Annotated in this window: 15 protein-coding genes; 6 read left to right on the forward strand and 9 right to left on the reverse strand. The window is 39.9% G+C overall.

The genetic code is table 11. From position 1 onward, the window contains the following. Positions 1-8 precede the first annotated feature (8 nt). From R2Q70_RS05290 to R2Q70_RS05310, 5 genes are read left to right on the forward strand one after another with little or no spacing between them, the layout of a single operon-like run. On the forward strand, positions 9-1,544 hold the full coding sequence (locus tag R2Q70_RS05290) for a RagB/SusD family nutrient uptake outer membrane protein (RefSeq protein WP_316806608.1): 1,536 nt from the start codon (positions 9-11) through the stop codon (positions 1,542-1,544). A gap of 48 nt (positions 1,545-1,592) precedes the next feature. Next, positions 1,593-2,675, forward strand: a complete 1,083-nt coding sequence (locus tag R2Q70_RS05295; RefSeq protein WP_316806609.1) for a glycoside hydrolase family 43 protein — start codon at positions 1,593-1,595, stop codon at positions 2,673-2,675. Position 2,676: 1 nt separating this feature from the next. After that, the gene (locus R2Q70_RS05300; RefSeq protein ID WP_316806610.1) at positions 2,677-3,723 is read left to right on the forward strand and encodes a glycoside hydrolase family 43 protein; all 1,047 of its coding nucleotides are present in this window, start codon (positions 2,677-2,679) and stop codon (positions 3,721-3,723) included. Between the two features lie 36 nt (positions 3,724-3,759). Continuing rightward, on the forward strand, positions 3,760-4,836 hold the full coding sequence (locus R2Q70_RS05305) for a cellulase family glycosylhydrolase (protein ID WP_316806611.1): 1,077 nt from the start codon (positions 3,760-3,762) through the stop codon (positions 4,834-4,836). Positions 4,837-4,886: 50 nt separating this feature from the next. Continuing rightward, positions 4,887-8,915 (forward strand): two-component regulator propeller domain-containing protein, encoded by a 4,029-nt coding sequence (locus R2Q70_RS05310; RefSeq protein ID WP_316806612.1) that lies wholly within the window; start codon positions 4,887-4,889, stop codon positions 8,913-8,915. A 28-nt stretch (positions 8,916-8,943) separates the two neighbouring features. Here the strand turns inward: R2Q70_RS05310 and R2Q70_RS05315 are convergent, their stop codons facing one another. The 5 genes from R2Q70_RS05315 to R2Q70_RS05335 form a co-directional block, all read right to left on the reverse strand. Next, entirely contained in the window at positions 8,944-10,419 is a 1,476-nt protein-coding gene (locus R2Q70_RS05315) for a TolC family protein (protein ID WP_316806613.1), read from the reverse strand. A 12-nt stretch (positions 10,420-10,431) separates the two neighbouring features. Beyond that, a complete protein-coding gene (locus tag R2Q70_RS05320) occupies positions 10,432-11,787 on the reverse strand; it encodes an HlyD family secretion protein (protein WP_316806614.1) in 1,356 nt (451 codons plus the stop codon). 1 nt (position 11,788) lies between these two features. Next, positions 11,789-12,793, reverse strand: a complete 1,005-nt coding sequence (locus R2Q70_RS05325; RefSeq protein ID WP_316806615.1) for an ABC transporter transmembrane domain-containing protein — start codon at positions 12,791-12,793, stop codon at positions 11,789-11,791. Between the two features lie 91 nt (positions 12,794-12,884). Continuing rightward, a complete protein-coding gene (locus R2Q70_RS05330; RefSeq protein ID WP_316806616.1) occupies positions 12,885-13,166 on the reverse strand; it encodes a hypothetical protein in 282 nt (93 codons plus the stop codon). Between the two features lie 212 nt (positions 13,167-13,378). Continuing rightward, a complete protein-coding gene (locus tag R2Q70_RS05335) occupies positions 13,379-13,993 on the reverse strand; it encodes a Crp/Fnr family transcriptional regulator (RefSeq protein ID WP_316806617.1) in 615 nt (204 codons plus the stop codon). 254 nt (positions 13,994-14,247) lie between these two features. Here R2Q70_RS05335 and R2Q70_RS05340 point away from each other — a divergent pair, with 254 nt between their 5' ends. Next, complete coding sequence (locus R2Q70_RS05340) at positions 14,248-16,080, forward strand: MGH1-like glycoside hydrolase domain-containing protein (RefSeq protein ID WP_316806618.1); 1,833 nt, start codon at positions 14,248-14,250, stop codon at positions 16,078-16,080. A gap of 147 nt (positions 16,081-16,227) precedes the next feature. On the opposite strand, the gene R2Q70_RS05345 is transcribed toward R2Q70_RS05340, so the two are convergent. Genes R2Q70_RS05345 through R2Q70_RS05360 form a run of 4 tightly spaced genes read right to left on the reverse strand, consistent with a single transcriptional unit; the run spans position 16,228 to position 22,575 of the window. Beyond that, positions 16,228-17,145 carry a glycerophosphodiester phosphodiesterase family protein gene (locus tag R2Q70_RS05345; protein WP_316806619.1) on the reverse strand — a complete coding sequence of 306 codons (918 nt, stop codon included), beginning with the start codon at positions 17,143-17,145 and terminating at the stop codon, positions 16,228-16,230. A 1-nt stretch (position 17,146) separates the two neighbouring features. Next, positions 17,147-18,415, reverse strand: a complete 1,269-nt coding sequence (locus R2Q70_RS05350; protein ID WP_316806620.1) for an ectonucleotide pyrophosphatase/phosphodiesterase — start codon at positions 18,413-18,415, stop codon at positions 17,147-17,149. Position 18,416: 1 nt separating this feature from the next. Continuing rightward, positions 18,417-19,196 carry a S1/P1 nuclease gene (locus R2Q70_RS05355; RefSeq protein WP_316806621.1) on the reverse strand — a complete coding sequence of 260 codons (780 nt, stop codon included), beginning with the start codon at positions 19,194-19,196 and terminating at the stop codon, positions 18,417-18,419. Between the two features lie 46 nt (positions 19,197-19,242). Then, positions 19,243-22,575 carry a TonB-dependent receptor gene (locus tag R2Q70_RS05360; RefSeq protein ID WP_316806622.1) on the reverse strand — a complete coding sequence of 1,111 codons (3,333 nt, stop codon included), beginning with the start codon at positions 22,573-22,575 and terminating at the stop codon, positions 19,243-19,245. Positions 22,576-23,007 lie beyond the last annotated feature (432 nt).

Genomic DNA, 23,007 nt, shown 5'->3' on the forward strand with positions numbered 1-23,007 from the left:
AACAAATCATGAAAAAATACATATTCATATTAACCGCAACCATTATTGCACTGGCAGGTTGTAAAAGAGATTTTGATGCGGTGAACCCGAATGCACCAACCATTGCAAGTTTTTGGAAAACCGGAGACGATGCCACAAAAGGTATCAATGCCGTTTACAGTACATTCTACCGTACAGCAAGTTTATATTCCCGTTGGATGTTTTACCACGGAATTTTAAAATCTGATGAAGGTTTTGGATCTGGCGGCGACGGTGGATTAAACAACTTGATGCGCTTTAATCAAACCAATTATAATGATGGTTTAACAGCGCAAACCTGGCAAACACTTTATGTTGGCGTTTTTAGAGCAAACCAGGTGATTGCAAATGTGCCTAACATAGCGATGGATGAAACTACTAAAAAGAGAATTGTTGCTGAGGCTAAATTTTTAAGAGCGTTGTTCTACTTTAACCTTACGCTATACTACGGCAGACCGCCTTTAATGTTAACACCTTCGCAGCCAAAAGATGTTCCTGCGAATGCAACAACTGCTCAGGCTTATGCACAAGTTGCCAAAGATTTAACTGAAGCTATAGCTGATTTGCCAGTAAGTTATCCTGCTGCTGATTTAGGAAGGGCAACCAAAGGCGCCGCTTATGCGTTATTGGGTAAAACCTATTTACAACAAAAAATGTATCAGCAAGCTGCAGATGCTTTCGCTTACCTGGTAACCGGTGCCGGAAGTTCAACATATGCTTTAACTGCCGATTATCGTGATAACTTTATCATTACCAAAGAGAATAACAGTGAGTCTGTATTCGAAATTCAATTCAGTGAAAACCAGTCAGAAAGTACTGATGATGATGTGGATGAATCAAGAATAAATAACACAGGTACTTCCATTTCTCAGTTCTTTGCGCCTCCGGGTGTTGGTTTTTCTGATGGTGCTGCCCGCAGATGGGTGATTGATGAATTTTTGCAGGAAAGAACGGTTAGCAATGCTCAAGATCCTCGTTTAGCTGCATCATTCATTTTTAATAATGCAAACCCTGTTGGTCCAACTGCTACTATTGTTTACGGCCAAACTTTCCAAAGCAGATATGGAACTGGTCCTGATGCGAATGGTGTATGGTTCCGTAAGTTGTTAAATGATCACTGGAAAAATCAGGAAGGATTCCGTTCTCCAAATAACTATCGCTTAATTCGATATGCTGATGTATTATTAATGTATGCCGAATGTTTGAACGGTTTAAACAGAACTGCTGAAGCTTATCCATTGGTTGATAGGGTAAGACAAAGAGCTGGCTTAGCTACCTTAACAGTTGCTAAACCGGGCTTAAACCAGGCACAGTTTTTAACACAATTAAAACACGAACGTTTAACAGAACTGGCCGGAGAAGGATGGCGTTGGGCTGATTTACAACGTTGGGGCGATTTAAGTCCTGCTTTAGCTACAAGAGATGCTGATTTTACAGGGTTTATTGTTGGCAAGCACGAGGTTTATCCAATCCCACAAAGTGATATTGATTTAAACTCGAATTTAACGCAAAATCCTAAATATTAATTAAAAAAGGTTAGTGGCTTGCTTCTAACCTTTTAAACATTTCCTATTATGAACAAATTCACCCCAAAGGGATTAAACCTTCACATGCTTTGGCTTGCACTTTTTATTTCCGTAAGCCTTTCCTGTGGAAAGTCAAGTAATCCAACACCTGTTACTCCTGAACCGCCGACCACAGTAAGTACTTTTTCCAACCCGCTGATGAATGGGGCAGACCCTTCCGTTTTTCAAAAGGATGGTGTTTATTATTACCTTCAAACCAACGGCAGCTCCATTAATTTATGGAGTACTACGGCGATGTCTAAGTTGAGTACTGCAGTACCGAAAACCGTTTTTACGCCGGTAGCTGGCGCAGCAAATTCAAGGAATGTGTGGGCCCCGGAACTTTACTTTTTTGATGGTAAATGGTACATCTACTACACCGCAGGCAATGGTGCCGACCTGAGCCAGAGAACCTGGGTTTTGGAAAATAGCAGCCCCGACCCAACAACAGGAACCTGGGTTGATAAAGGCAAAATCTTTAGTCCAAGTGCTGACTTTTGGGCAATAGACGGTTCGGTGCTGGAGGTAAATGGAAGCAGGTATTTTCTTTGGTGTGGAAGGCCTGACGTAACAAATGTGAATTTGACACAAAATATTTACATCGCCAAAATGACAAATCCTTTTACCTTAGAGGGAACGGCAACAAAGTTAACAGAGCCAGAATTTACCTGGGAGAAGAATGGCTTTGGCGTGAATGAAGGCCCGCAAGGTTTAGTTTCTCCAGATAATAAGGCTTTTATTATTTATTCTGCGAGTTACTGTGGTACAGATGATTATGCTTTAGGACAGCTGGCGTTAAAAGCCGGAGGAAACCCATTGGTAAAAGCAGACTGGACAAAATCAACCCAGCCGGTATTTACTAAACAACCGCAAAGTAATGCTTTTGGTCCAGGTCATAATTCCTTCTTTAAATCTCCGGATGGCAAGGAAAACTGGATTATTTACCACGCAAACTCTGCAACCAACCAGGGTTGTGCCGATCAAAGGAATGTGAGGATGCAGAAATTTACATTTAAGGCCGATGGCAGTCCTGATTTTGGCGTGCCAGTGGCTACCGGATTACAAATTAGCAGACCTTCTGGAGAAAAGTAATATGAATAAACACCTAAAAAAAATAAAAATTGCCCTTGCTTTTTTAGTTCTTTTTATTGCTCAGGTAAGCATTGCGCAAACATTCACCAATCCGTTGCTTCCCTCTGGAGCCGATCCTTGGAGCATTTATAAAGATGGCTATTATTATTATACCCATTCCATGCAAAACAAACTGGTCATCTGGAAAACTAAAAATCTGGCTGATTTGAAAACAGCGGAGAAGAAAACCATTTTTGTACCACCTCCCAATACAGCATATTCAAAAGAGCTTTGGGCACCGGAAATTCATTATATTTCGGGTAAATGGTATGTTTATTTCGCTGCTGATGACGGCAATAACAACAACCACAGAATGTATGTACTTGAAAATTCATCAAAAGATCCGTTAAAAGGTGATTGGGTTTTTAAGGGCAAAGTGGGCGATGCCACAAATAAATGGGCCATCGATGGATCAGTATTTACGTATCAAAAACAGCTTTATATGGTTTGGGCCGGATGGGAAGGCGATATTAACCAGAAACAGGAAATTTATATTGCTAAAATGAAAAACCCCTGGACAATTGATGGTGCAAGACACAAAATCTCGTCGCCACAATTTGAATGGGAAAAACATGGTGATTTGAACGATCCTGGAAACCCACCGCATGTTGATGTAAATGAAGGCCCGCAGATATTAATTAACAAGGGCAAAGTTTTTCTGATTTATTCGGCCAGTGGTTGCTGGACAGATTTTTATGCACTTGGCATGTTAACTTTGAAAGGTAAAGATATTTTGGATGTAAACTCATGGGTAAAGAATACCCAGCCCGTTTTTAAGCAATCGCCAGAAAATGGCGTTTATGCACCAGGACATAATTCATTTTTTAAATCGCCAGATGGGAAAGAAGATTGGATTTTGTACCATGCAAACTCTGGCCCAGGTCAGGGCTGCGGCGGACAACGATCGCCGAGGGCACAAAAATTTACCTGGAATGCTGATGGATCTCCTAATTTTGGTATTCCCCTTAAAACTGATCAGGCACTTAAAATTCCATCACAAAACAAATAATATTTCCGGCTGATGATCAGCTAAATTTTATATCATATGAACAGATACTTTAAATACTTATTACTGGCACTGTGTACCATTACAACAGTTGCAATCGCTCAGGAAGCAACACCTGTTGTGGGCAAAGTTTGGTCGATAGAGAAAGCTAATGCCTGGTACAAACAATACAAATGGATTAACGGGGCAGATTTTTTGCCGAGTACAGCCATCAACCAGTTGGAAATGTGGCAGGCAGATACTTTTGATGCTGCTACAATTGATAAAGAACTTGGATGGGCAGAAAGTATTGGTTTCAACACCATGAGGGTGTATTTGCACAGTTTAGCCTGGAAACAGGACAAAGAAGGATTCAAGAAAAGAGTAGACCAATATTTAACCATTGCCGATAAACATAAAATCAAAACGGTTTTTGTGTTTTTTGATGATTGCTGGAACAAACAGGCTAAGCCGGGTAAACAACCAGCTCCGAAACCAGGGATTCATAATTCTGGCTGGGTGCAAGATCCGGGCGATCCTGATTCAAAACAGGAAGCAAATTTCCCTGCTTTGGAAAAATATGTAAAAGATGTAATGACTCGATTTAAATCAGATAAACGTATTTTGTTATGGGATTTATACAACGAACCAGGCAATTCGGGGAAACTGACAAGTTCGTACCCACTACTTAAAGCGGTATTTACTTGGGCAAGAGCTGTAAATCCGGATCAACCAATAAGTGTAGGGCTTTGGGCCTGGGATTATAAGGAACTAAACGCCTTCCAAGCGCTAAATTCTGATGTGATTACTTACCACGATTACGAAGAGCCGCAGTGGCACCAACGCGTAATTGATATGTTAAGATCACACGGAAGACCGATGATTTGTACGGAATATATGGCCCGTACCAGAGGCAGCCGTTTCGAAAACGTAATGCCAATATTGAAAAAAGAAAACATTGGCGCCATTAACTGGGGTTTGGTTGACGGAAAATCAAACACTAAGTATGCGTGGGATACGCCATTGCCAAATGGCGAAGAACCTAAAGAATGGTTTCATGAGGTTTTTAGAAAAGATGGAACACCGTATAAAAAAGAAGAGGTCGACCTGATTAAGAAACTAAATGACATAAAATAGTTAAGCAGCATGTTAAAGATTACTATCTTGTAATCCCTATCTAGCCATTTATGAAAATCAAAAAATTAAGCAGGGCGATAGCCCTGCTACTTTTTTTTGGTGTTTTTTTTACACCAATAGCCGAGGCGCAAAAAATATTTTTCAGGCATTATACTGTTTCCGATGGCCTGTGTGCCAACACCATTTGGGATATTGAGCAAGATGAGCAAGGTTACATGTGGTTTGGTACCAAATATGGCTTGAGCAGATTTGATGGCTATGATTTTAAATCTTTCCAATACCAAAAAGGTGTTTCGGGCAGCATTGGTAATAATTTTATCCGTAAAATATTTAAGTACGATGCAAAAACTTTCTGGATTGGTACCGATGAAGGGATTTACATCTTCAACCTGCAAACAGAGAAATTTACCCTTTTTAAACCACTTCAAAATTACTTTGTTAATGATATAATCCGGTCAAAGGATGGCAACATATGGATTGCAACGAAAGAAAAAGGAGTTTACTGCTTCTCTGCCAAAACACAACAGTTAAAACATTTCTCAACCTCATCGGCAACTAAAATATCTTCTAACGAGGTGCCAAAAATACTGCAGGATGATGCGGGAGATATCTGGTTGGGTACTTATGGAAAAGGGATTGATGTACTGAATCCTAAAACAAATCAAATACGGCATTACAGCACTTCATCCAGCTCAAAGTTATCAAGCAACGTAATTCTTGATTTGTACAAAGATAGTAATGGCGACATCTGGATCGGAACGATGGCAGGTGGTTTAAATCTCTGGAATAAAAAGACCGGTAGCTTTACCATTTACCAAAAATCTTCTGGAAATTCCATCAGTGATAATATTGTTAGAACAATTTATGAGCCAAAGCCTGGCTACATTTGCCTGGGTACTGAAAAAGGCTTAAACATATTTGATCGCAAAAACAACCGCTTCACGGTTTATCAGAATAAAAATAATGATCCATTCAGCATCAATGATGATGCAGTTTACAATGTTTTTAAAGATAAGGAAGGTGGCATTTGGGTAGGGACCTATTTTGGCGGCTTAAATTATTATCATGAAGGCAGTTCCGGATTTGAATTTTATTATCCTTCGGGAGTGAAAAATTCCCTTTCTGGAAATGCGGTTAGTGCTTTTTTAGAAACCAAGCCTGGCCAAATGTGGATTGGAACGGAAGATGGAGGCCTAAACTATTTTAACGCGATTGACAAAACCTTCAAAAAATTTCCCTTTTCAGCCGGGCAAGACAGTCTTTCTTATCATAACATTCATGCGCTTTATAAAGATAAATCGGGTAACATCTGGGTAGGCATGTATACCGGTGGTTTAAATATCCTCAACCCGGCAACCGGACGAATTAAACGATATAAAAGTGACCCTGCAAATCCGGCTACGCTTAGTGATAACAGTGTTTATTCCATTGAAGAAGACCGGCAAGGTAGAATTTGGGTTTCAACTATTTCTGGCCTAAACCTTTATGATCAGCAAAATGACCGGTTCATTCGCATCAAAGGAAAAAATCTGGATAAGAGCTGCATTTATCAGGTTTATCAGGATAAAGATAATGTGATCTGGATTGCCACCTACGATAATGGCTTGATTAGGATGGATACCCATAACCAGCTTACACAATATGCCTACTCCCGAAAACCGGGTTCCATCAGCTCAAACAAAATCATTTGTATGCTTGATGATGGCGAAGGCAACTTGTGGTTGGGAACAGATGGAAGCGGCCTGAATGTGCTGAATAAAAAGACAGGCAAATTCAAATCATCAGCCGACGAAAACTGGATAAAAAGTGCCGTAATTTATGGCATTGTAAAAGATAATGCAGGCAAGATGTGGTTTTCTACCAACAGCGGTATTTTTGAATTTGATCCGAAAACGAAGGTAAAAAGGAGCTTTGGGAAATGGGATAACCTGCAAAGCCAGCAATACAACTACAAAGCTTTTTACAAAGATTCATCGGGCAAGCTTTATTTTGGTGGGATAAACGGTTTCAATGCCTTTTACCCTGATCAGGTGCAAAACAGTACTTCAACGCCAAAGGTTTCATTTACTAACTTTCAATTGTTTAACAAGGATTTAGATTTAAACGATGAACAAAGTCCGCTGAAAAGTTCCATAAACTATACCAATGAAGTGGTGCTGGATTACAATCAATCTGTATTGAGTATTGAATATGCTTCACTAAGTTTTATTGCACCTAATAAGTTGCAGTATGCTTTTAAAATGGATGGTTTTGATAAGGGCTGGAACAATGTGGGTAGCCAGCGGAAAGCAACCTACACCAACTTGCCTGCAGGTGAATACAATTTTCAGGTCAAAGTAATTGATGATTTAGGTGCTGACATTGGCAAAGTTTCGAGTATTAAAATCACCATTCTTCCACCATTCTATAAAACTATACCTGCTTATATTTTTTACTTTTTAGTTTTCATATTTGGCGCATTCTGGCTTCGCCGGTATGTATATGAAAAGGAGCGTAAACGCAATGAAATTAAACTGGAAAGACTTAAAAATAAAAATGAGCAAGATTTTTATAAACAAAAGATTGAGTTTTTTACAGCCATGGCGCACGAAATCAGAACACCGCTGTCGTTAATTATTGCGCCACTGGAAAAACTTTTGTCGCGGAAGGAAAAGGATCGGGAAGCAATGGATCAGCTGCAGGTAATGGAAGAAAATTCTGACCGTTTACTTACTTTGGTGAACCAGCTACTTGATTTTAGGCGTATCGAAAGTGATATTTTTGAAATTCATCCAGAACCTGTAGAACTCATTTATCTGGTTAACAGCATTCGCGATCGTTTTTCGCCAATTGCTACCAAGCGAGGCCTGGAATTTTCGATAGTAAGTGCTTTTCAAAAACTTGATATTGATGCTGATCCGGAAGCTTTAATGAAGATTTTGAGTAATTTGTTGATCAATGCTTTTAAGTTCGCCAGGAATAAGCTGGAAATAAAAGTGAACGAGCTGCATACCGCTGATGATGGACAGCAAATGATTTCGATCAGTGTGGAAGATGATGGAATCGGCATTCCGAAAGCCCAGTTGGATTCGATTTTTAAGAAATTTTTCAAGGTTTCTACCGAGGAGCATCATTATACCAATCTTGGAGGCACCGGTATCGGATTGGCACTTGCAAAATCTTTGAGTGAGAAACATGGCGGCAAGCTTGAAGTAAAAAGTGAAGAGGGCGTAAAAACCATTTTTACCGTTTTGATTCCGTTTATGCAAAACGAAATTGCCCTGAGCAGCGATTTTGAAGAAATTGCAGAAGAGCGGGAAGGAAAACAATCTGTGCTCCTGGTAGAAGATGATCCATCATTATTGGATTTTCTCTCGAAAAGTTTCCTGGCCGAAGGTTATCATGTTTTAAGGTCAAAAAATGGAAAAGAGGCCCTGAAGCAATTGGATAATCACCAGGTTGATTTAGTTATATCTGATGTGATGATGCCGTTTATGGATGGCATTGAGCTGTGTAAAATCATTAAAAATGATATTGCTTACAGCCATTTACCTGTCGTTTTATTAACTGCAAAAACCAATACCGAAGCCGAAATACAAGGTTTGGAAAGTGGGGCAGATGCCTACATTTCCAAGCCTTTTAAATGGAAACAGCTTTCGTTGATTATTAAAAACCTGCTCGAACGGCAATCGAATTTAAAACAGCGTTTTGCGCAAAGCCCGCTTGAAGGCACTGAAATTTTAATTAGCGGTAATCGGGATAAAAAGTTTCTTGAAAAAATAACGCAGATTATCGAAGCCAGAATTTCTGATCCTCAGCTTTCTGTCGAAGATTTGGGTAGGGAAGTGGGCTTAAGCCGATCGAGTTTATACAAAAAAATTAAGGCCAAAACCGGGCATGTACCCAATGAATTTGTGCGATTGATCAGGTTAAAAACTGCCGCTAAACTGTTGGTAGAGCAGGAGTATACCATTGCAGAAATTGGTTATATGGTGGGTTTCAACTCGCACTCGTATTTTAGCAAATGCTTTTTTACCCAGTTCGAATTAACGCCTACAGAATTTGCTGAAAAGCATAAAAAAGATATTCCGGTAAACTAGTTTACCGGAATATCTTCATGGAAATAAGTTAGTTAAAGTTTTCGAGCTGCCTTGTTCCCGCTTTGTAATACAATTCGGCAATGGTTTTTTGATAACTGGAAATCATACTTTCCTGCTTGATTTTCATATCAATTAACTTCGTTTCTCGGCTGTTAATCAAAAACAGGGTACTTTCACCCAGTGTAAATTTCTGATTTTCTCCGGTTACTAAAATCTGTTGATTTTCGATGCTTTTTTGCTGTACCGCCAGCTGTGCGGAATAGGCCGAAAGGTCGTTGTAAGAAGCCAAAATATTATTTCGGATTTCCCTGCCCGATTGCTGCAATTCGTAACTTAACTCTTGCTGCTTGATTTTTACCTCACGAAGTTTCCCCCGTTCAGACCTCAAAAAAAGTGGAAAGGCAAATTCTACACCCAGTTTATAATTGCTCCAGTTAAAATCATAATAACCAGGAATATTGCTGTTGAAATTTGTGCGGTTGGAAATCAGGTTGCCAATTACATTTAGTTTTGGCTTGAGCAGTTCCTGGCGGTAGCCTCTTTCTATGGCGAGTTGCGCTCCCTTGGTTCTCAATTTTACCAAATCGGGATGTTGATTCGCCGACTGGCCCAATAAAGTATCTAACACCAGGGGATTTAGGCGATTGGGTACTTCTGTAATATTTTGCGGCAAGGCATCTGCTGGAAGTTCCAACGGGTTTCCGTTTTCGTTCCATAGATGGTTTGACAATACCAAACGGGCATTCTGCAGTTCAATAGCCGTTTTCTCTTTCTGAATCATTCTTTCCTGTACCGTAATATACGCTTCCACTGAATCTATTCCGGGTTTATCGCCCAATACCGTTTGTGTGCTCAGCGCTTTAAAGCGGCGTTCGGCCAAATCCAATCCTTCTTCAATGAGTTCAAACTGCTTGTAAGCATAATACCAGTTCCAGTAATCTTTGGCTACGCCGTACCACACGCTGTTAATTTGTTTTAACTGATCGGCTTCCGCATACTCAACCATAATTTTCGATTGCCTTAAGGTATTTCTACGGGCATCAATGATCAATCCCTGACCTAGGGGAATGCTGATACCAATTGCTGATAAGCCCGGGTTATTTGTTCTGGTTTCAGGGTTTACATACGTCCCGACATTGCGATCATAACCCACTTTTAAGTCGGCGCCGGCAAGCCATAAAGGAATTTTAAGCTCGCTATCCCATTTATTGTAATACTCAGTATTTCCGAATAGTTTTCTGGCGAAACCGGCTTTAAGTGTTGGGTCGAAATAACCCAATGATTGCAATACATTTGACCGTGCTGCCTCGCTCAGTAATGCAGCTTGTTTTATAATTGGATGATATTTGAATACAAGCATTTGCAAATCTTCCAAAGAAAAAACCCGGGCGGTATCGTAATTTTTTTTGATTACTGCATTCGGTTTCAATTGTGCAGCGGCAAGTTGGCTGATTAACATCATCCATATCAAGCAAATGCCAAAGCTTTTCAATTTTATATTCATGTTAAATTGTTCTTATTTTGCATCTGTCAAACTCTTAGCAGGTTCTCTGTCCAAACTTGGTGGAAAACCATTAAGTTGTCGCCAGATTTCATACCACAATGGAACCGATCTAAGAATAATTCGGCCATAAACACCTGATCCCTGACGTAGCTGAGGTGGCCAGGGTTCATCATTCTCCGGTACAGGGTTGGTTTGACTAATTAGCACACGATACTTCCCATCGGAGCTACTCACTTTATCAATTGAAAATATTTTTCCGGCGAATGTACCTACTGCTACCGATGGCCAGCCCGAAAACTGAACCGAAGGCCAGCCTTCAAACTGTAAACGAACATTGCTCGTATCTAAAATCAATGGAACATCCATGGCACTCACATATAATTCTGCCGCTACCATAGGCGATTTCGGTTGCAAAGTGGCTACTGATTCACCTTCTTTAATATTTTCGCCAATACCCGCTTTAAGTGTTTTTACAACATATCCACTTTGTGGTGCACGAACAACATATAAACTTCTCCTTACATTAATATTTGAGATATCATTTCTTAGTTTTGAAATTTCTCCCTGCGCACTGGCCCGGCTTGAAATTGCCGAACTCATGTCTGATTGTGCCTTTGCTAATGATTCCTGATATTTTGCCCTGATATTATCCAGTTCGATAATCGAATTCAATAAATTTTGGCGTGAGTTGCCTAATTTATTTTGCTGACTGATTACTTTGGCATTATCTTCCTGCAGTTTTAATCTTCTTGTTTCAATATCTGTTAGCGAGAATAATCCATTTTTATAACCAGCTTCATAGCGCTCTAAACGCACTTTTGCCGTTTCATAAAATTTTTGAACAGCCAACAGGTCAGCACTATCTATGCTTAAATAATTCCTGGCCTGGAGCACCTTATTTTCTGCAGCCTTTATCTGGAAACGTAAACCGTCGCTTAATGCATCGATCTGAGAACGTGTAGCATCCATTTTTTGTGCTGCTGCGGTTTCGCTACCCCGTTTGGCATCGAGCTGTTCATTAAGTCGTGTTGGTAATTCCGGGTCAAAATACGACTGACTGGTTTCTGAAATAACCAGGATGGTATCACCTTTCTTTACTTCCTGCCCTTCTCTCACTGCCCAATGTTCTATTCTACCGCCAATTTGATTTTGTACGGTTTGTGGCCTGTCTTCAGGACGCAGGGCTGTTACGGTACCACGTCCGGGTATGGTTTGCCGGTACGGAAGGAAAAGTAAAATGATAAAAAATACAAGTACAAATAACGCTACTTTACCTAACCTTTTAGGGCCTTTAGCGTCAATGATTCTGCTGTTAGCATGCGTCGAAAGTTCTTCCCAATTTTTAATCTGAGCCAAATTATTACTCATTCTACCCATTTTTCAGCTCTCCTTCCTCTAATTCCAAATCGGTTACAATGGCTAATTTTTCACTTCCTGTAACCATATCAAAAACCGTATTTAAGTTTGTCATCAGTTTTTCAATGGCATAACTAATTTGTACAATAATTACCTCTGCGGCCACAAACTGGCCAAAAGTCATTTGTCGCTCCACTACAAAATAAGACCCCATTAATAAAAGGGCTCCCATCAAAATGGTTCGTAGGGCTACAGCACTCATAAAAAAGTTCCTCAATACCGTAAAATGGTCATTACGAGCTTGAATATAATTTGCAGTAATTTCATCCGTACGATCGATGATTTCTTTACGTTTAGCTTTGCTTTCGCGGTAAGTGTCTAAATCTCCGGCAATTTCTTCCAGATAGGCTACAACTTCGTATTTATAGCTCGATTCTTCCATGCTCGTTTGTACGCCACGGCGGTAGTATAAAACTAAAACCAGTATAATTACCAGCAATACAAATGTGCCGAAAGCCATAAACACCGGGTGATAAAAGGATAGTAAAATCACACTAAAAAAGATTTGCACACCCGCCGCAATAATATCAACCAGTAATTTGGTTAAACCTTTCTGGATGGTGAGAATATCAAAAAAGCGGTTAATCAATTCTGAAGGATTTTCACCTTCCAAAGCTTTCTTTTTAATACGTGGCAAGCGAAATGCGAATTCTAAAGCCGCTTTGGTGAAAATCTTTTGCTCTAAAAACTCAACCAGGGTAAGTTGGCCAATTAACAAAATACCGCCCACCACAATACCTACTAATATTACGGCAATTAGAATATAGGTAGAGCTATACACCGCACCATTAGAAAGTAAATTAAAAACAGCACTGGTTCCTAGTGGTAACGATAAGCCAATTAAACCAATAAGCAAGGCATAGATGTAAATGTAATTAATGGTTTTACGCTCCAGGTGCAGCATACGTACCAATCTTTGCCAGGGCGTTGGCGCACCGACAATATGATGATTTTTCATTTGTGTATGATAATTTTTTAAAAGTTTGGGATGAAATTTCTGGGGATGAAATCTTTAGCTGACAAAATTAATCAAAAAATATAATTTAGACTTAATTTGTGTCAAAAGCTGGCCTATCCGGAGGCGGTGTAGGCACATTTTTGGGTGGAAAATTACCAATCCGATCGCGGTATGCCCTTGTCCTAACCGGTAAATGGTTGGTCCACAGTGGATGTTCGTGATTCATGATAGACGATTCATAAAGTAGCAGCTTCTTTTTCGTGGTATCAAATGATTCTTCTTCCTTGTCGTTTTTCTCTTCTGCATTTTTTTCAATGGAATAGGTTGCAGATGATGATAGCGAGGTAATGGAAAAACTGAAAAATTTAAGCATGAAGATGCCCAATAGCAAAAAGCCAAATATGCACTTCAAAGAATTTTTTCTTAATAACCTAATCATCGAGCCGCAAAGATATAACGACAATCGATTCCTTGACCCGCTTTTACTCATTTTAAAGTCACTTTCATCCGTATTTTTAAAAGATTAACCTAAATATTATACTATTATTAAAACGAAATTAGAAAAATCTGCATTGTTATTAAAACTCACTCGCCTCCTGATACCAAATCCAGTTTCGACCTGATTCGGCTAAGGGTTTCAACCCTCATCCCAAGATAACTTGCCTGAAATTTCACGGGCAAGCGATCGATGTAATCAAACCCTTTAGTAATAAACATGCTGTATCGATCTGCAGCGTTCGGAATTCTCGCCAGTATGGCACGCTGCGATGCGGCATAATATTGAATCGCAAAAAGTTTCCGCCCGATGATGTGGGCTTCAGGATACTTTGCATATGCCATTTCTACCAAACTATACGGAATACGGATCAGATTACAATCTTCCAGTGCCTGCAGGTATTCTGTAGAATAAGTTTCTCCACCATCAGGATGCATGATTGCGCCAATAATTTCATCCTCGAAACTGAAGCGAGTCGTAATTTCCTTGCCATTATTCCGGATAAAACCACGAACCAGCCCGCTGGTGATAAAAAAGAGATAGGCATTATGATCCAATGGGGAAATAATAAACTTGTTTTTCTTTACCAATAGCGGAGTGCAATGGGCGCTATAATCGTTCATCAGCTCTTCTGAAATAGCGTTAAAGCTTTTAAAGTAATCAAAAAGGGGTTTAATAAATACGTTTGGGTCGGAACTTTGCATACTAATTTGGAAACGGCTTTTATCTTCAAGATTTAGTTCATTAGATTTTATGGTGTCATTTACGTAATATTCCCAAAAGTGGTTTTTAACCTGTTTGATAAAATTTGAGATAAATTAAGGCGATTGTGGCAAATTATTTTGGCATAAATGACTTGATTGTATTTTATCGAAAAAAAAATTAGGTTGATGAAACACAAACCCGGATATTTAATTTTCAATAATCGATTTTCAGGTAATAAAACCTTCTACCAGATATGCGAAATTTTCTGTTGATAGTGATAACGGCATCTTTAATCATTTCCAATCTCCAAGCTTTTGCGCAACACATTTCTATTTATGATCAGGAATTAATGAGGTTAAAATCTGCAGCCAGAGAAAAATTGGCTCAACAGGTTGATGTATTCAATGAATACAAAAATCGTCCGGAATCCGACGGCCCGTATCGTAAAGAAAATAATAAAGAGTTTCTGCTTAACAATGTTCCGTTTTTTGATTGTGCCGATACGCTTCTGTCGGAAGTTTACAATTATCGCTGGTGGATGATAAGCAAACACCTTAAAGAATATGATGATCCGTATGATCATAAAAAGTATTGGGTGGTGACGGAGTTTTTTGGGGTAAAGCCCTGGGCATCGAGGAGCGGAGCTATTACTTGTCCGGCAGGACACCAGTTTTACGATGTGCGATGGCTAAGAGATGATCAGTACTTGAAATCCTATACCGACTATTTTATCAGTGGTTCGGCTGCTAACTTAAATCAAAGGGAAAACGCGAACTTTTTAACTTATTTAAGCAGACCGGAGAGTCACCACTTTTCGAGTTGGATGATTAACGGCGTGGATGCTTTCTTAAAAATTCATCCTGATAAAACATGGCTGAGAGCAAAGCTGCCCGATTTGGAACGTCATCAACAGGTTTGGGACAGTTTATTCACTGTGAAAGATAAAAACTCACCCACTTCAGGAATGTATAAAATTCTTGATTTGTATAATGGGATGGAATTTAGCCTTTCTGCGGTAATGGGATTGATTAAAAGCGGCGGCCCTTATAGCATTTACACAAATGAATCATGGCGGAACTATTATTTGGGTTGGGAAACTACCAATCGGGCCGCTCAATCGTTGCAGGCAAAACAATACCCTAAAGCGTTTCGCAGCGGATATCCTGACTTTTACATGGTCAGGCCATCTGTAAACAGTTATATTTATGGCAATTTGAAATCCTTAGCTGATCTTTATCAGCAGGATGCGCTTAAATTTAACGACCAACATTCAGCAGGTAAGGCAGTGAGTTATGATAAAATTGCCGGCAATCTTCAGAAAAAGATACTCACAGTTTTGTGGAATGATGAGGATAAATTTTTTAATTCGGTAACTGCCGGAGATAATGAATTCGGGGTTCGGGATTACGAAGCAAGGGTTCGCGAATCTGTTGGTTATTCACCATGGTATTTCAAACTGATTCCATTAAAAAGTTATCAAAAATTCGGTGAATCATGGAATATGTTTTCCGCCACAAAAGGTTTTTACCATACAAAGGGAATGACGACTGCAGAACGGCAGCACCCTTTTTATAATGAACAGGCTTACGCCTGGAACGGTAGGGGTTGGCCATATGAAAACTCGGTGGTTTATAAAGGCTATGCAAATTATCTTCGCGACTATAAAAAGAAAGCCTCGTTAGGCGAGAAACAATTGTTGATAGATTACGTGATGAAGCTTGCCAGAATGCATGGTTCGAAAGAAAAAAATATTGGCGAATGGTACATTCCAAGCGATGGAGAATCTTTCGGTGGAGAAAAAGATTATTTTCATTCCAGTTTTCCTGACATCATTATTGAAGATCTTATTGGCTTCAAGGCTTCACATGCAGATGAATTTGCTATTGAACCACTGCTTTCTGATGATCTTTGGAGCTATTTCTATCTGGGAAATATTAGATACCATAATCACGATGTCGATATCGTGTGGAAAAGAGATTGGGATCTTGCTAAAACCGGAAATCAAAGTAAAATATGCATTTGGGTAGATGGAAAGCTAATGGATTCAAAAAAATCACTATCTGATAGCATGAAGATTAAGCTTTAATTGGCAAAAGCTTTAACGTATAAAAAACCCTTCAGTTTTGCTGAAGGGTTTGGTCTATCTGGCCTCGAAATTATGAGTATTTTGTTGTGGCTTCGAAGTTTTTGATATTGGCAATACATCAGGTTGGGATACGTCGGAACAACTTTCTCAATTAATTTTTTCATTAAGGTGCTTTGTTCTCAAATTCTTTTCCTTGCTATATTTTTTCAGCACTTCTGCGCTTTCAAAACTTCTATCACTCGAAAGTATATCAGCGCCCTTTTCAATAAGTTCCTTGTAAAGTTTATCTCCATTTGTGGCTGCACTCTTGTCAAGGTTGCCCATTGTTCCAAGAATGCACCAAATTTGCTTACTATGCAAGAGTTCATACACGGCAGCATCAGCAGATGATGTACCAACAAATGCTACGATTCTATTATTAGGAATTCCCATTTGGTTTAGTCGTTCCAGGTCAGCCGCACTTCTGATGGAGGCAGAAATCATCATTTCCGGAGCGAGGCGATGAACTTCAGCAGCCTGTGTTGCGCTGTAAGTAATGATCACACTGTATCGCTCGGCTTTATTTTTCCGTACCGCTTCGATAATCTTTTGATATGGAACACCTCTCTTTACATCGATTGTGTAAACTACTTTATCTTTCCCCCAGGCCAGAACCTGATCTAGAGTGGGAATATGGAACGAAGTTAAAACCCCACCATTGTCTTTCAGTTGGAGTTTTTTCAATTCTTCATAAGGTTTGAGGCCAATTGGTCCTGACCCATTCGTGGTTCTGTCCAGTTTGTCGTCGTGCATCATAACCATTACCGAGTCGCTACTAAGGGCAACATCGCATTCAATAATTACTGGATGATGTTTTAAACTATTGGCGAAGGTCTCAATTGCATTTTCGGGAAATCCGGCAACTGGCCCACCCCGGTGTGCACTAATCAAAGGGTAGCGTTCAGGGCTCCATTGAAAAAACTGTTGCAGGGCTTCAACGTTTTTAAATTTTAAGGCAAATTGCTGCGCTCTGGTGGTAAAAAAACAAAGTGTTACGATTGCGGTAAGTAAAATTTTATTTTTCATCTTAATTAAGTATTTGATCTAAAACCTCGGCTTTACCATCAATTTGTTCCTGTATGGGTAACCCAAGTATTGTTGCAATCATCGGATAAACATTTACATTTTCAAATGATGGAATTTTGATTTGTTTTTTAAAGGCCGGGCCCCAGGCAAAAAATGTTGCATGCATGTCTTTGACGCTTAAAGGATCAAATCCATGATGGCCAATTCCAGGTTTACGGTTTGAAAATACCTTTGGCCATTCCGGAATCAGTAGAACATCACCTATTCTGCCCATTCTATCATCTTTGGTACTATAGTGGAAATTTGGCGGCATGTTGGTTTTAAGATATACCTTATAATCCTTTTGCTCTGCCTTAAGTTTTTCATATAAAGGCAATATATCGGTTTTATTTTTAGCATGCACATCCATTAGTGTGCCCGATGAGGCGATGATATACTTGGTGGTATCAATTGCCTTTGGTGTTGCAATAGGGTTTTCACGGTCAACAGCTGTCATACCATGATCAGAAACAAATACAAAATTTACAGGCAGGTGAAGCGGTTCAATTGCCTTGGTCAATTGATTAATTACGGAGTCGACCATTTTAACGGCCAATTCTGTTTGTTTTGCTTCAGGCCCAAAACTATGTCCTGCATGGTCAGGTTCGGATAGATAGAATGTGATTAGATGCGGCCTTGTTTCTTCGGGAAGGCTTAGCCAGTTTTTAACGATGCTTATCCTTTTATCAACACTGATTTTTTCGGTATAGTCATAATAATAAGTTGGGCGTAAGCCTTTAATTTCGGCCTCTGAACCTACCCAGAACATACTTGCTGAAACCATTTTTTGTTGCTCGGCTAATACCCAGAGTGGAGTGCCGCCATACCATTTCCCGTCTCTTACTTTAGCTTTGGCGCCCATTGAGTATCTTTCACCCGATTGCTCATCCAAAAAGCTGTTGTTTACAAGCCCGTGGTGCGAAGGATATAATCCGGTAACGATACTATAATGGTTCGGGAATGTAACCGATGGGTAGCTTGGAATCATCGATTCAGCCTGAACACCCTGATCACTTAATGCCAAAAGGTGTGCTGCCTGATATTTGCGGGCGTAATCATAGCGGAATCCATCTGCAGAAATCAGGATCACATAAGGTTTTTTCAACTGCGAAGCATTATTTTTACGACCCGCTGCCACATGTTCAATGGTGTCCGTTTGCGCATTAGCGTGATTTTGGAAAACAGCAAGGTACAAGCCTAAGATCAGTAAGGTTAAATATCTTCTTTTCATATTAGCGATAAATTTCATTTAAAACAGCTGCCAGCCGAATACCTGCTTGCGCAAGGCGTTTTTTTACGAGATCAGCGTGATGAGGATAGTAGTCATAATCAAAATCAGGATTTTTCGCTGCCTCGGCATAAAGCTGTTTACTCAATTCGTAGGATTCAAAAGCCCATTTCGCAATGTCATCTTTCACCCATATCTTCGTATCTTTTTTCTTTGTTACATCGCATGCTGTGGCAAGTTCCTGATAGCTCATTCCTGCATAGTCGATTAATCCACTATCCCACAGGCCATGTAGATTACCCTCTTTTCTCATGAGTTTAATCTTAATTCCGTTCCCGCCCGAATCTTCTGAATGTCCGGTATGCATAGGCTGATGAATATCTCCAACCAGATGAACCAAAAATTTGAGGGCAAAAACTTGCTCTTCTTTACTTTTAGATGGGTTTTTAAGATCAGCTATACAGTTGTTCAATGCTTTATAGATGTTGGGTTTCTCCATAGATTTCAATTGGCTACTGAAATCATTGTAGTTTAATCCTTCCGGCAGATTAACATAATGCCAGGGAGCGGTATAAGCGTATTTTGGATAAGGTCTGATTTCATCTGGATAAGTACTAACCATTGCGAGGCTTTCTGACCCCAACAAATGAACAACAGCTTTTTTAGCTTTATTGGTAAGATGACTCTCGGCAATTTTTCCGATTGCACGATGGCCAATTACACCCCAGGAAGTCAGCAGTACGCTGGCAAGCAAAAGGATTGGAATGAAGGTTTTTCTTAACATAAGGATGGGAGCGAAGGCCTAACCGACCTTCGCTTATAATGATTAATTAATTAAAAATATAGCGGAAGCCAAATTGCATTTCATAAGTAGATGCGTAACCTACAACATCTCTGGTTCCATTAACGATAGGGAAATTCCTGTCGGTTTGGATTCTGAAAGTTGGTTTGGTTGTACCTCCGGGAGTTAAGGCTGAAACATTCGTTGGTGTTAAGATTGAAGTGCTTCCAAAGTTTCTTTGCATGCCCCAGTCTTTATTCAAAAAGTTACCAAAGTTTTTGATATCAACACTAAATTGAATGGTGTTGCGTTTTCCCCCAACGTTGGTAAAAATGTCCTGCATAAATCTAAAATCCCATTGGCCGTTAAAAGGAGTGATGGCTGCATTTCGCTCGGCATACTGTCCTTTTCTTCCGCGAAGATATTTATCCTGATCCACATAACGGAAGAAAAGATCACTCTGTTGTTTAGGTGTGAAAGTAATGGCCTCTGTACCAGAACCAATGGTTAGCGGAACAAAGGTAATCTCTGATGCATCCTTTGGAACATAAATTAAATCTCCGTTTACGCCATCTCTGTTAATGTCTGTTGAATAGGTGTAAGATGTGCGTCCGTTTGAACCATCATAAACTAAGGTAAACTGGGTTCCAAGGTGTTTGATAAATTCTTTACGGTAATACACTGATGCAATAATGCGGTCAGGAGATACAAAGCCAGAATAGCCTAAGGTAGGATGATTGGCTCCGTCTACACTGCTGGTTCCCTGCCATGCAGATAGCGTCTGATCGCCACTACCTTCATAAAGACTTTTAGCTGCACTTCTCACATATGATATTGTTGCCCCAAATCCATTATCAAATCTTTTGCTCAATGTTCCTGATAAGGAGTAATAGTAACCTTTGTTGGAATTTCCAAGCACAATTACGTTAAATGCATCTGGTTGTCTTGCTCCTGTTCCCGGAATGATAGTTCCATTTGGAACTGCTTTTCCATTAAGAATGGGGTTGATAAATTTATCAGTCGCAGCATTAGGGTAGATCATTCTATTATCCGGATAACCAGCAACATTTAATGGTTTTGGATCAACCAGGTTTGCATTGCGGAAAAGAACAGTACGAAGATCTTTATTGTAGATTCCTTCAATAGAGGCTACTATACCGTAAGGTAGCTTGAAATCTGCCGCCAGACTAGTTTTGAAAGCCGCAGGCATTTTTAAGTTTTTATCCATTACTGTAATCGGATTGGGCAATACCGTTCCAGCAACCGGGACAACGGAAGGGCGATAGGCGCCTATATTTGGGTTGAAGGGACCTGGGGTATTGTTTTGTCCTGAATAAGTTTCAGTAATCTGCAACATTCCGGCATCACCTGCCTGTGCCACAATCCATACGTTTGGTATTCTTCCGGTAAAAATTCCGGCGCCTCCTCTAAGTTGTATAGAGCGGTCGCCTTTTACATCCCAGTTAAAGCCAACACGAGGTGAAATGGCCACTCTCGATTTCGGAAGATTTCCAGTATTCAGTCGTTCACCACCCGAAAAACTAAGTGCTGAAACCAATGGGTGTTCCTGCAATATATTCGGGTAAGTTCCTAATTCAAAACGGATACCTGCAGTTAGACGAAACCTTTCAGTTACCGAAATTTCGTCTTGAGCGTATGCCGAAAACTGCCAGAATTTATAGGTTGGAAAAGCCTGTTCATAGTTTGGCGAAAGAGAATAAGTTTGCGCAAATTCTATTGGTTTAGCGCCATTTTTGAAATCATCCCAGGAGTTAAATGTATAGTAACTTGTTCCAAAACGCTGGAAACCATTTTTCGTAATACTATAATCTCCCTGTAAACCTGCGGTGATATTGTGTTTGCCCACAGACCAGTTAACGTAGTCGTTCAGTGAATAAACCTGTACATCTCTTAAATTTCCGTATGTAAAAGGTTCATACCCAAAAGTTGTGAAAGGTGTTGGTGCAGTATTTCCATCTGCTTTAAGAATATCTACAAGTGGGAAAATATCACTGTCTGAACTTCTTGGGTCGTTCTGGTTGGTGTAAGATAAACGGAGCGTATTCGCGAAGCGATTGAAAACCTTGCTGTTTAGTTCTGCGGTAATGGAATAGAGGTTGCTTTCCTGGTAATAATTCGAGTTTTTGAAAGCCAGGGCTGTATTTCCTGTTCTTGAACCTCCACCCGGGAAAGCACCTAACGGGCTTCTGGATGTGCTTACAAAAGCTGGATTTTTAGTTTTTACATAACTTCCACGAATGTTAAAGCGGTTATCGTTATTAATGTTCCAATCCAAACGTCCAACCAGGTTGGTTCTTTCGCGTTCGGTGGCATAACCCTGATAAATACCCGGATCATAACCATAGGTTGTTTTTAAGTAATTACTGATTTCATCGAGTTCGGAAACCGTAGGGCGTACCACGTTGGGTATACCTGAACCGAAAGGGGCTTGAGGAGTTGCCGCAAGCCTGGTTTGTCCGGGGCTTACCTGGTTCTCCCGTTCAGCATTTAGAAAGAAAAACAATTTGTTTTTGATAATTGGTCCGCCTATTCTGGCTCCAAATGTCTTATAGGTTTGATCGGTAGGGTCGACCAATTCCGGATAGTTACTCACCTTTTTACCAATCTGGTTCTGATTTCTAAAGTAAGTATATGCAGAAGCCGAAAAGTCATTTGTTCCCGAACGCGTCACTGCATTGATCGAAGCACCAATGAAACCTGTTTGCTTTACATCGTAAGGCGTAACGTTTACCGATATTTCCTCCAGAGCATCAATGGATACAGGATTTCCATTTCCAGGAAGATTATTTCCGATTCCGAAATTATTGTTAAAGTCGGCGCCATCCACCGTAACATTGTTTTGGCGGGAGTTACCTCCTCCAATGGCTGCACCATTTGATTGAGGAGACAATCGGATCAGATCGCTTAAACTCCTGCTTAACGTAGGCAAGGCATTAATTTCTTTTTTGTTCAGGTTTGTCGAAGTGCCTGTTCTACTTGCATTCAGTGCCGAGTTTTTTGCTGCTCCCTTAACATTTATTTCACCAAGCTCATTTCCGTTCGAACTCAGGGTTAAGTTCAAGACGTAGGTGTCACCAAGCGGCAAGGTGATGTTTTCTACAGTTTTCGGATCCATACCCACATAGCTTATTATAACTTTATATGGACCTCCGGGGCGCATGTTGGAGATGGTAAAGCGACCATCTTCGTTACTGATCGCGATGTAATTCGTTCCCGATGGAACATGCAGGGCTTTGACGGTAACCCCTGGAATAGTTGTTTTGGTATCTTTTATTGTACCAGACATCGTGCCCGTTGTAACCTGTGCATGGGAATAAATCATGGCAAATAATAAAGACAAAAGCGTAAAGAGTCTTTTCATGTTAATCTTTTTTTAATGAATTAGTTGCGGCAAATTTCATTTTGTAGCTTGAAGCGTAGATTAACTAAAGGTTATCTTAATCTAGGATAGCGGTATTATATGTGTGACAACCAACATCATTGTAAAGCCAATATTTACCCAGAGATAATTTTGTAAGCCGTTTGAGTAACAGTTGGGATAGATAAGTGGCTATCAAATTGTGTTACAGGTGATAGGGATGGCTATTACTTCATACTATGATTTAAAAGGCGGAACTAGAAACCGCCCGTATGGTTTTCAAGATCACCCATACACGAATGGATCTGCAGATTCTTAAATTTAGCCTGACTGGCTTTATACAAAAATCGCCGAAATGAATTCATATAGCTAACTTGACAAATTAACAACAGGCTTTGATTTGCGCATGATGATTTGTTCAATTGTTTTTCCTTA

Origin of the sequence: Pedobacter agri, assembly GCF_032678665.1 — a bacterium.
In the GTDB taxonomy this organism is placed as follows: Bacteria; Bacteroidota; Bacteroidia; order Sphingobacteriales; family Sphingobacteriaceae; genus Pedobacter; species Pedobacter agri_A.

What these genes read in the sequence shown, in the direction of transcription:
- R2Q70_RS05290 (WP_316806608.1), top strand. Translation starts at nt 9, where the DNA reads ATGAAAAAATACATATTCATATTAACCGCAACCATTATTGCACTGGCA.
- R2Q70_RS05295 (WP_316806609.1), top strand. Translation starts at nt 1,593, where the DNA reads ATGAACAAATTCACCCCAAAGGGATTAAACCTTCACATGCTTTGGCTT.
- R2Q70_RS05300 (WP_316806610.1), top strand. Translation starts at nt 2,677, where the DNA reads ATGAATAAACACCTAAAAAAAATAAAAATTGCCCTTGCTTTTTTAGTT.
- R2Q70_RS05305 (WP_316806611.1), top strand. Translation starts at nt 3,760, where the DNA reads ATGAACAGATACTTTAAATACTTATTACTGGCACTGTGTACCATTACA.
- R2Q70_RS05310 (WP_316806612.1), top strand. Translation starts at nt 4,887, where the DNA reads ATGAAAATCAAAAAATTAAGCAGGGCGATAGCCCTGCTACTTTTTTTT.
- R2Q70_RS05315 (WP_316806613.1), bottom strand. Translation starts at nt 10,419, where the DNA reads ATGAATATAAAATTGAAAAGCTTTGGCATTTGCTTGATATGGATGATG.
- R2Q70_RS05320 (WP_316806614.1), bottom strand. Translation starts at nt 11,787, where the DNA reads ATGAGTAATAATTTGGCTCAGATTAAAAATTGGGAAGAACTTTCGACG.
- R2Q70_RS05325 (WP_316806615.1), bottom strand. Translation starts at nt 12,793, where the DNA reads ATGAAAAATCATCATATTGTCGGTGCGCCAACGCCCTGGCAAAGATTG.
- R2Q70_RS05330 (WP_316806616.1), bottom strand. Translation starts at nt 13,166, where the DNA reads ATGCTTAAATTTTTCAGTTTTTCCATTACCTCGCTATCATCATCTGCA.
- R2Q70_RS05335 (WP_316806617.1), bottom strand. Translation starts at nt 13,993, where the DNA reads ATGCAAAGTTCCGACCCAAACGTATTTATTAAACCCCTTTTTGATTAC.
- R2Q70_RS05340 (WP_316806618.1), top strand. Translation starts at nt 14,248, where the DNA reads ATGCGAAATTTTCTGTTGATAGTGATAACGGCATCTTTAATCATTTCC.
- R2Q70_RS05345 (WP_316806619.1), bottom strand. Translation starts at nt 17,145, where the DNA reads ATGAAAAATAAAATTTTACTTACCGCAATCGTAACACTTTGTTTTTTT.
- R2Q70_RS05350 (WP_316806620.1), bottom strand. Translation starts at nt 18,415, where the DNA reads ATGAAAAGAAGATATTTAACCTTACTGATCTTAGGCTTGTACCTTGCT.
- R2Q70_RS05355 (WP_316806621.1), bottom strand. Translation starts at nt 19,196, where the DNA reads ATGTTAAGAAAAACCTTCATTCCAATCCTTTTGCTTGCCAGCGTACTG.
- R2Q70_RS05360 (WP_316806622.1), bottom strand. Translation starts at nt 22,575, where the DNA reads ATGAAAAGACTCTTTACGCTTTTGTCTTTATTATTTGCCATGATTTAT.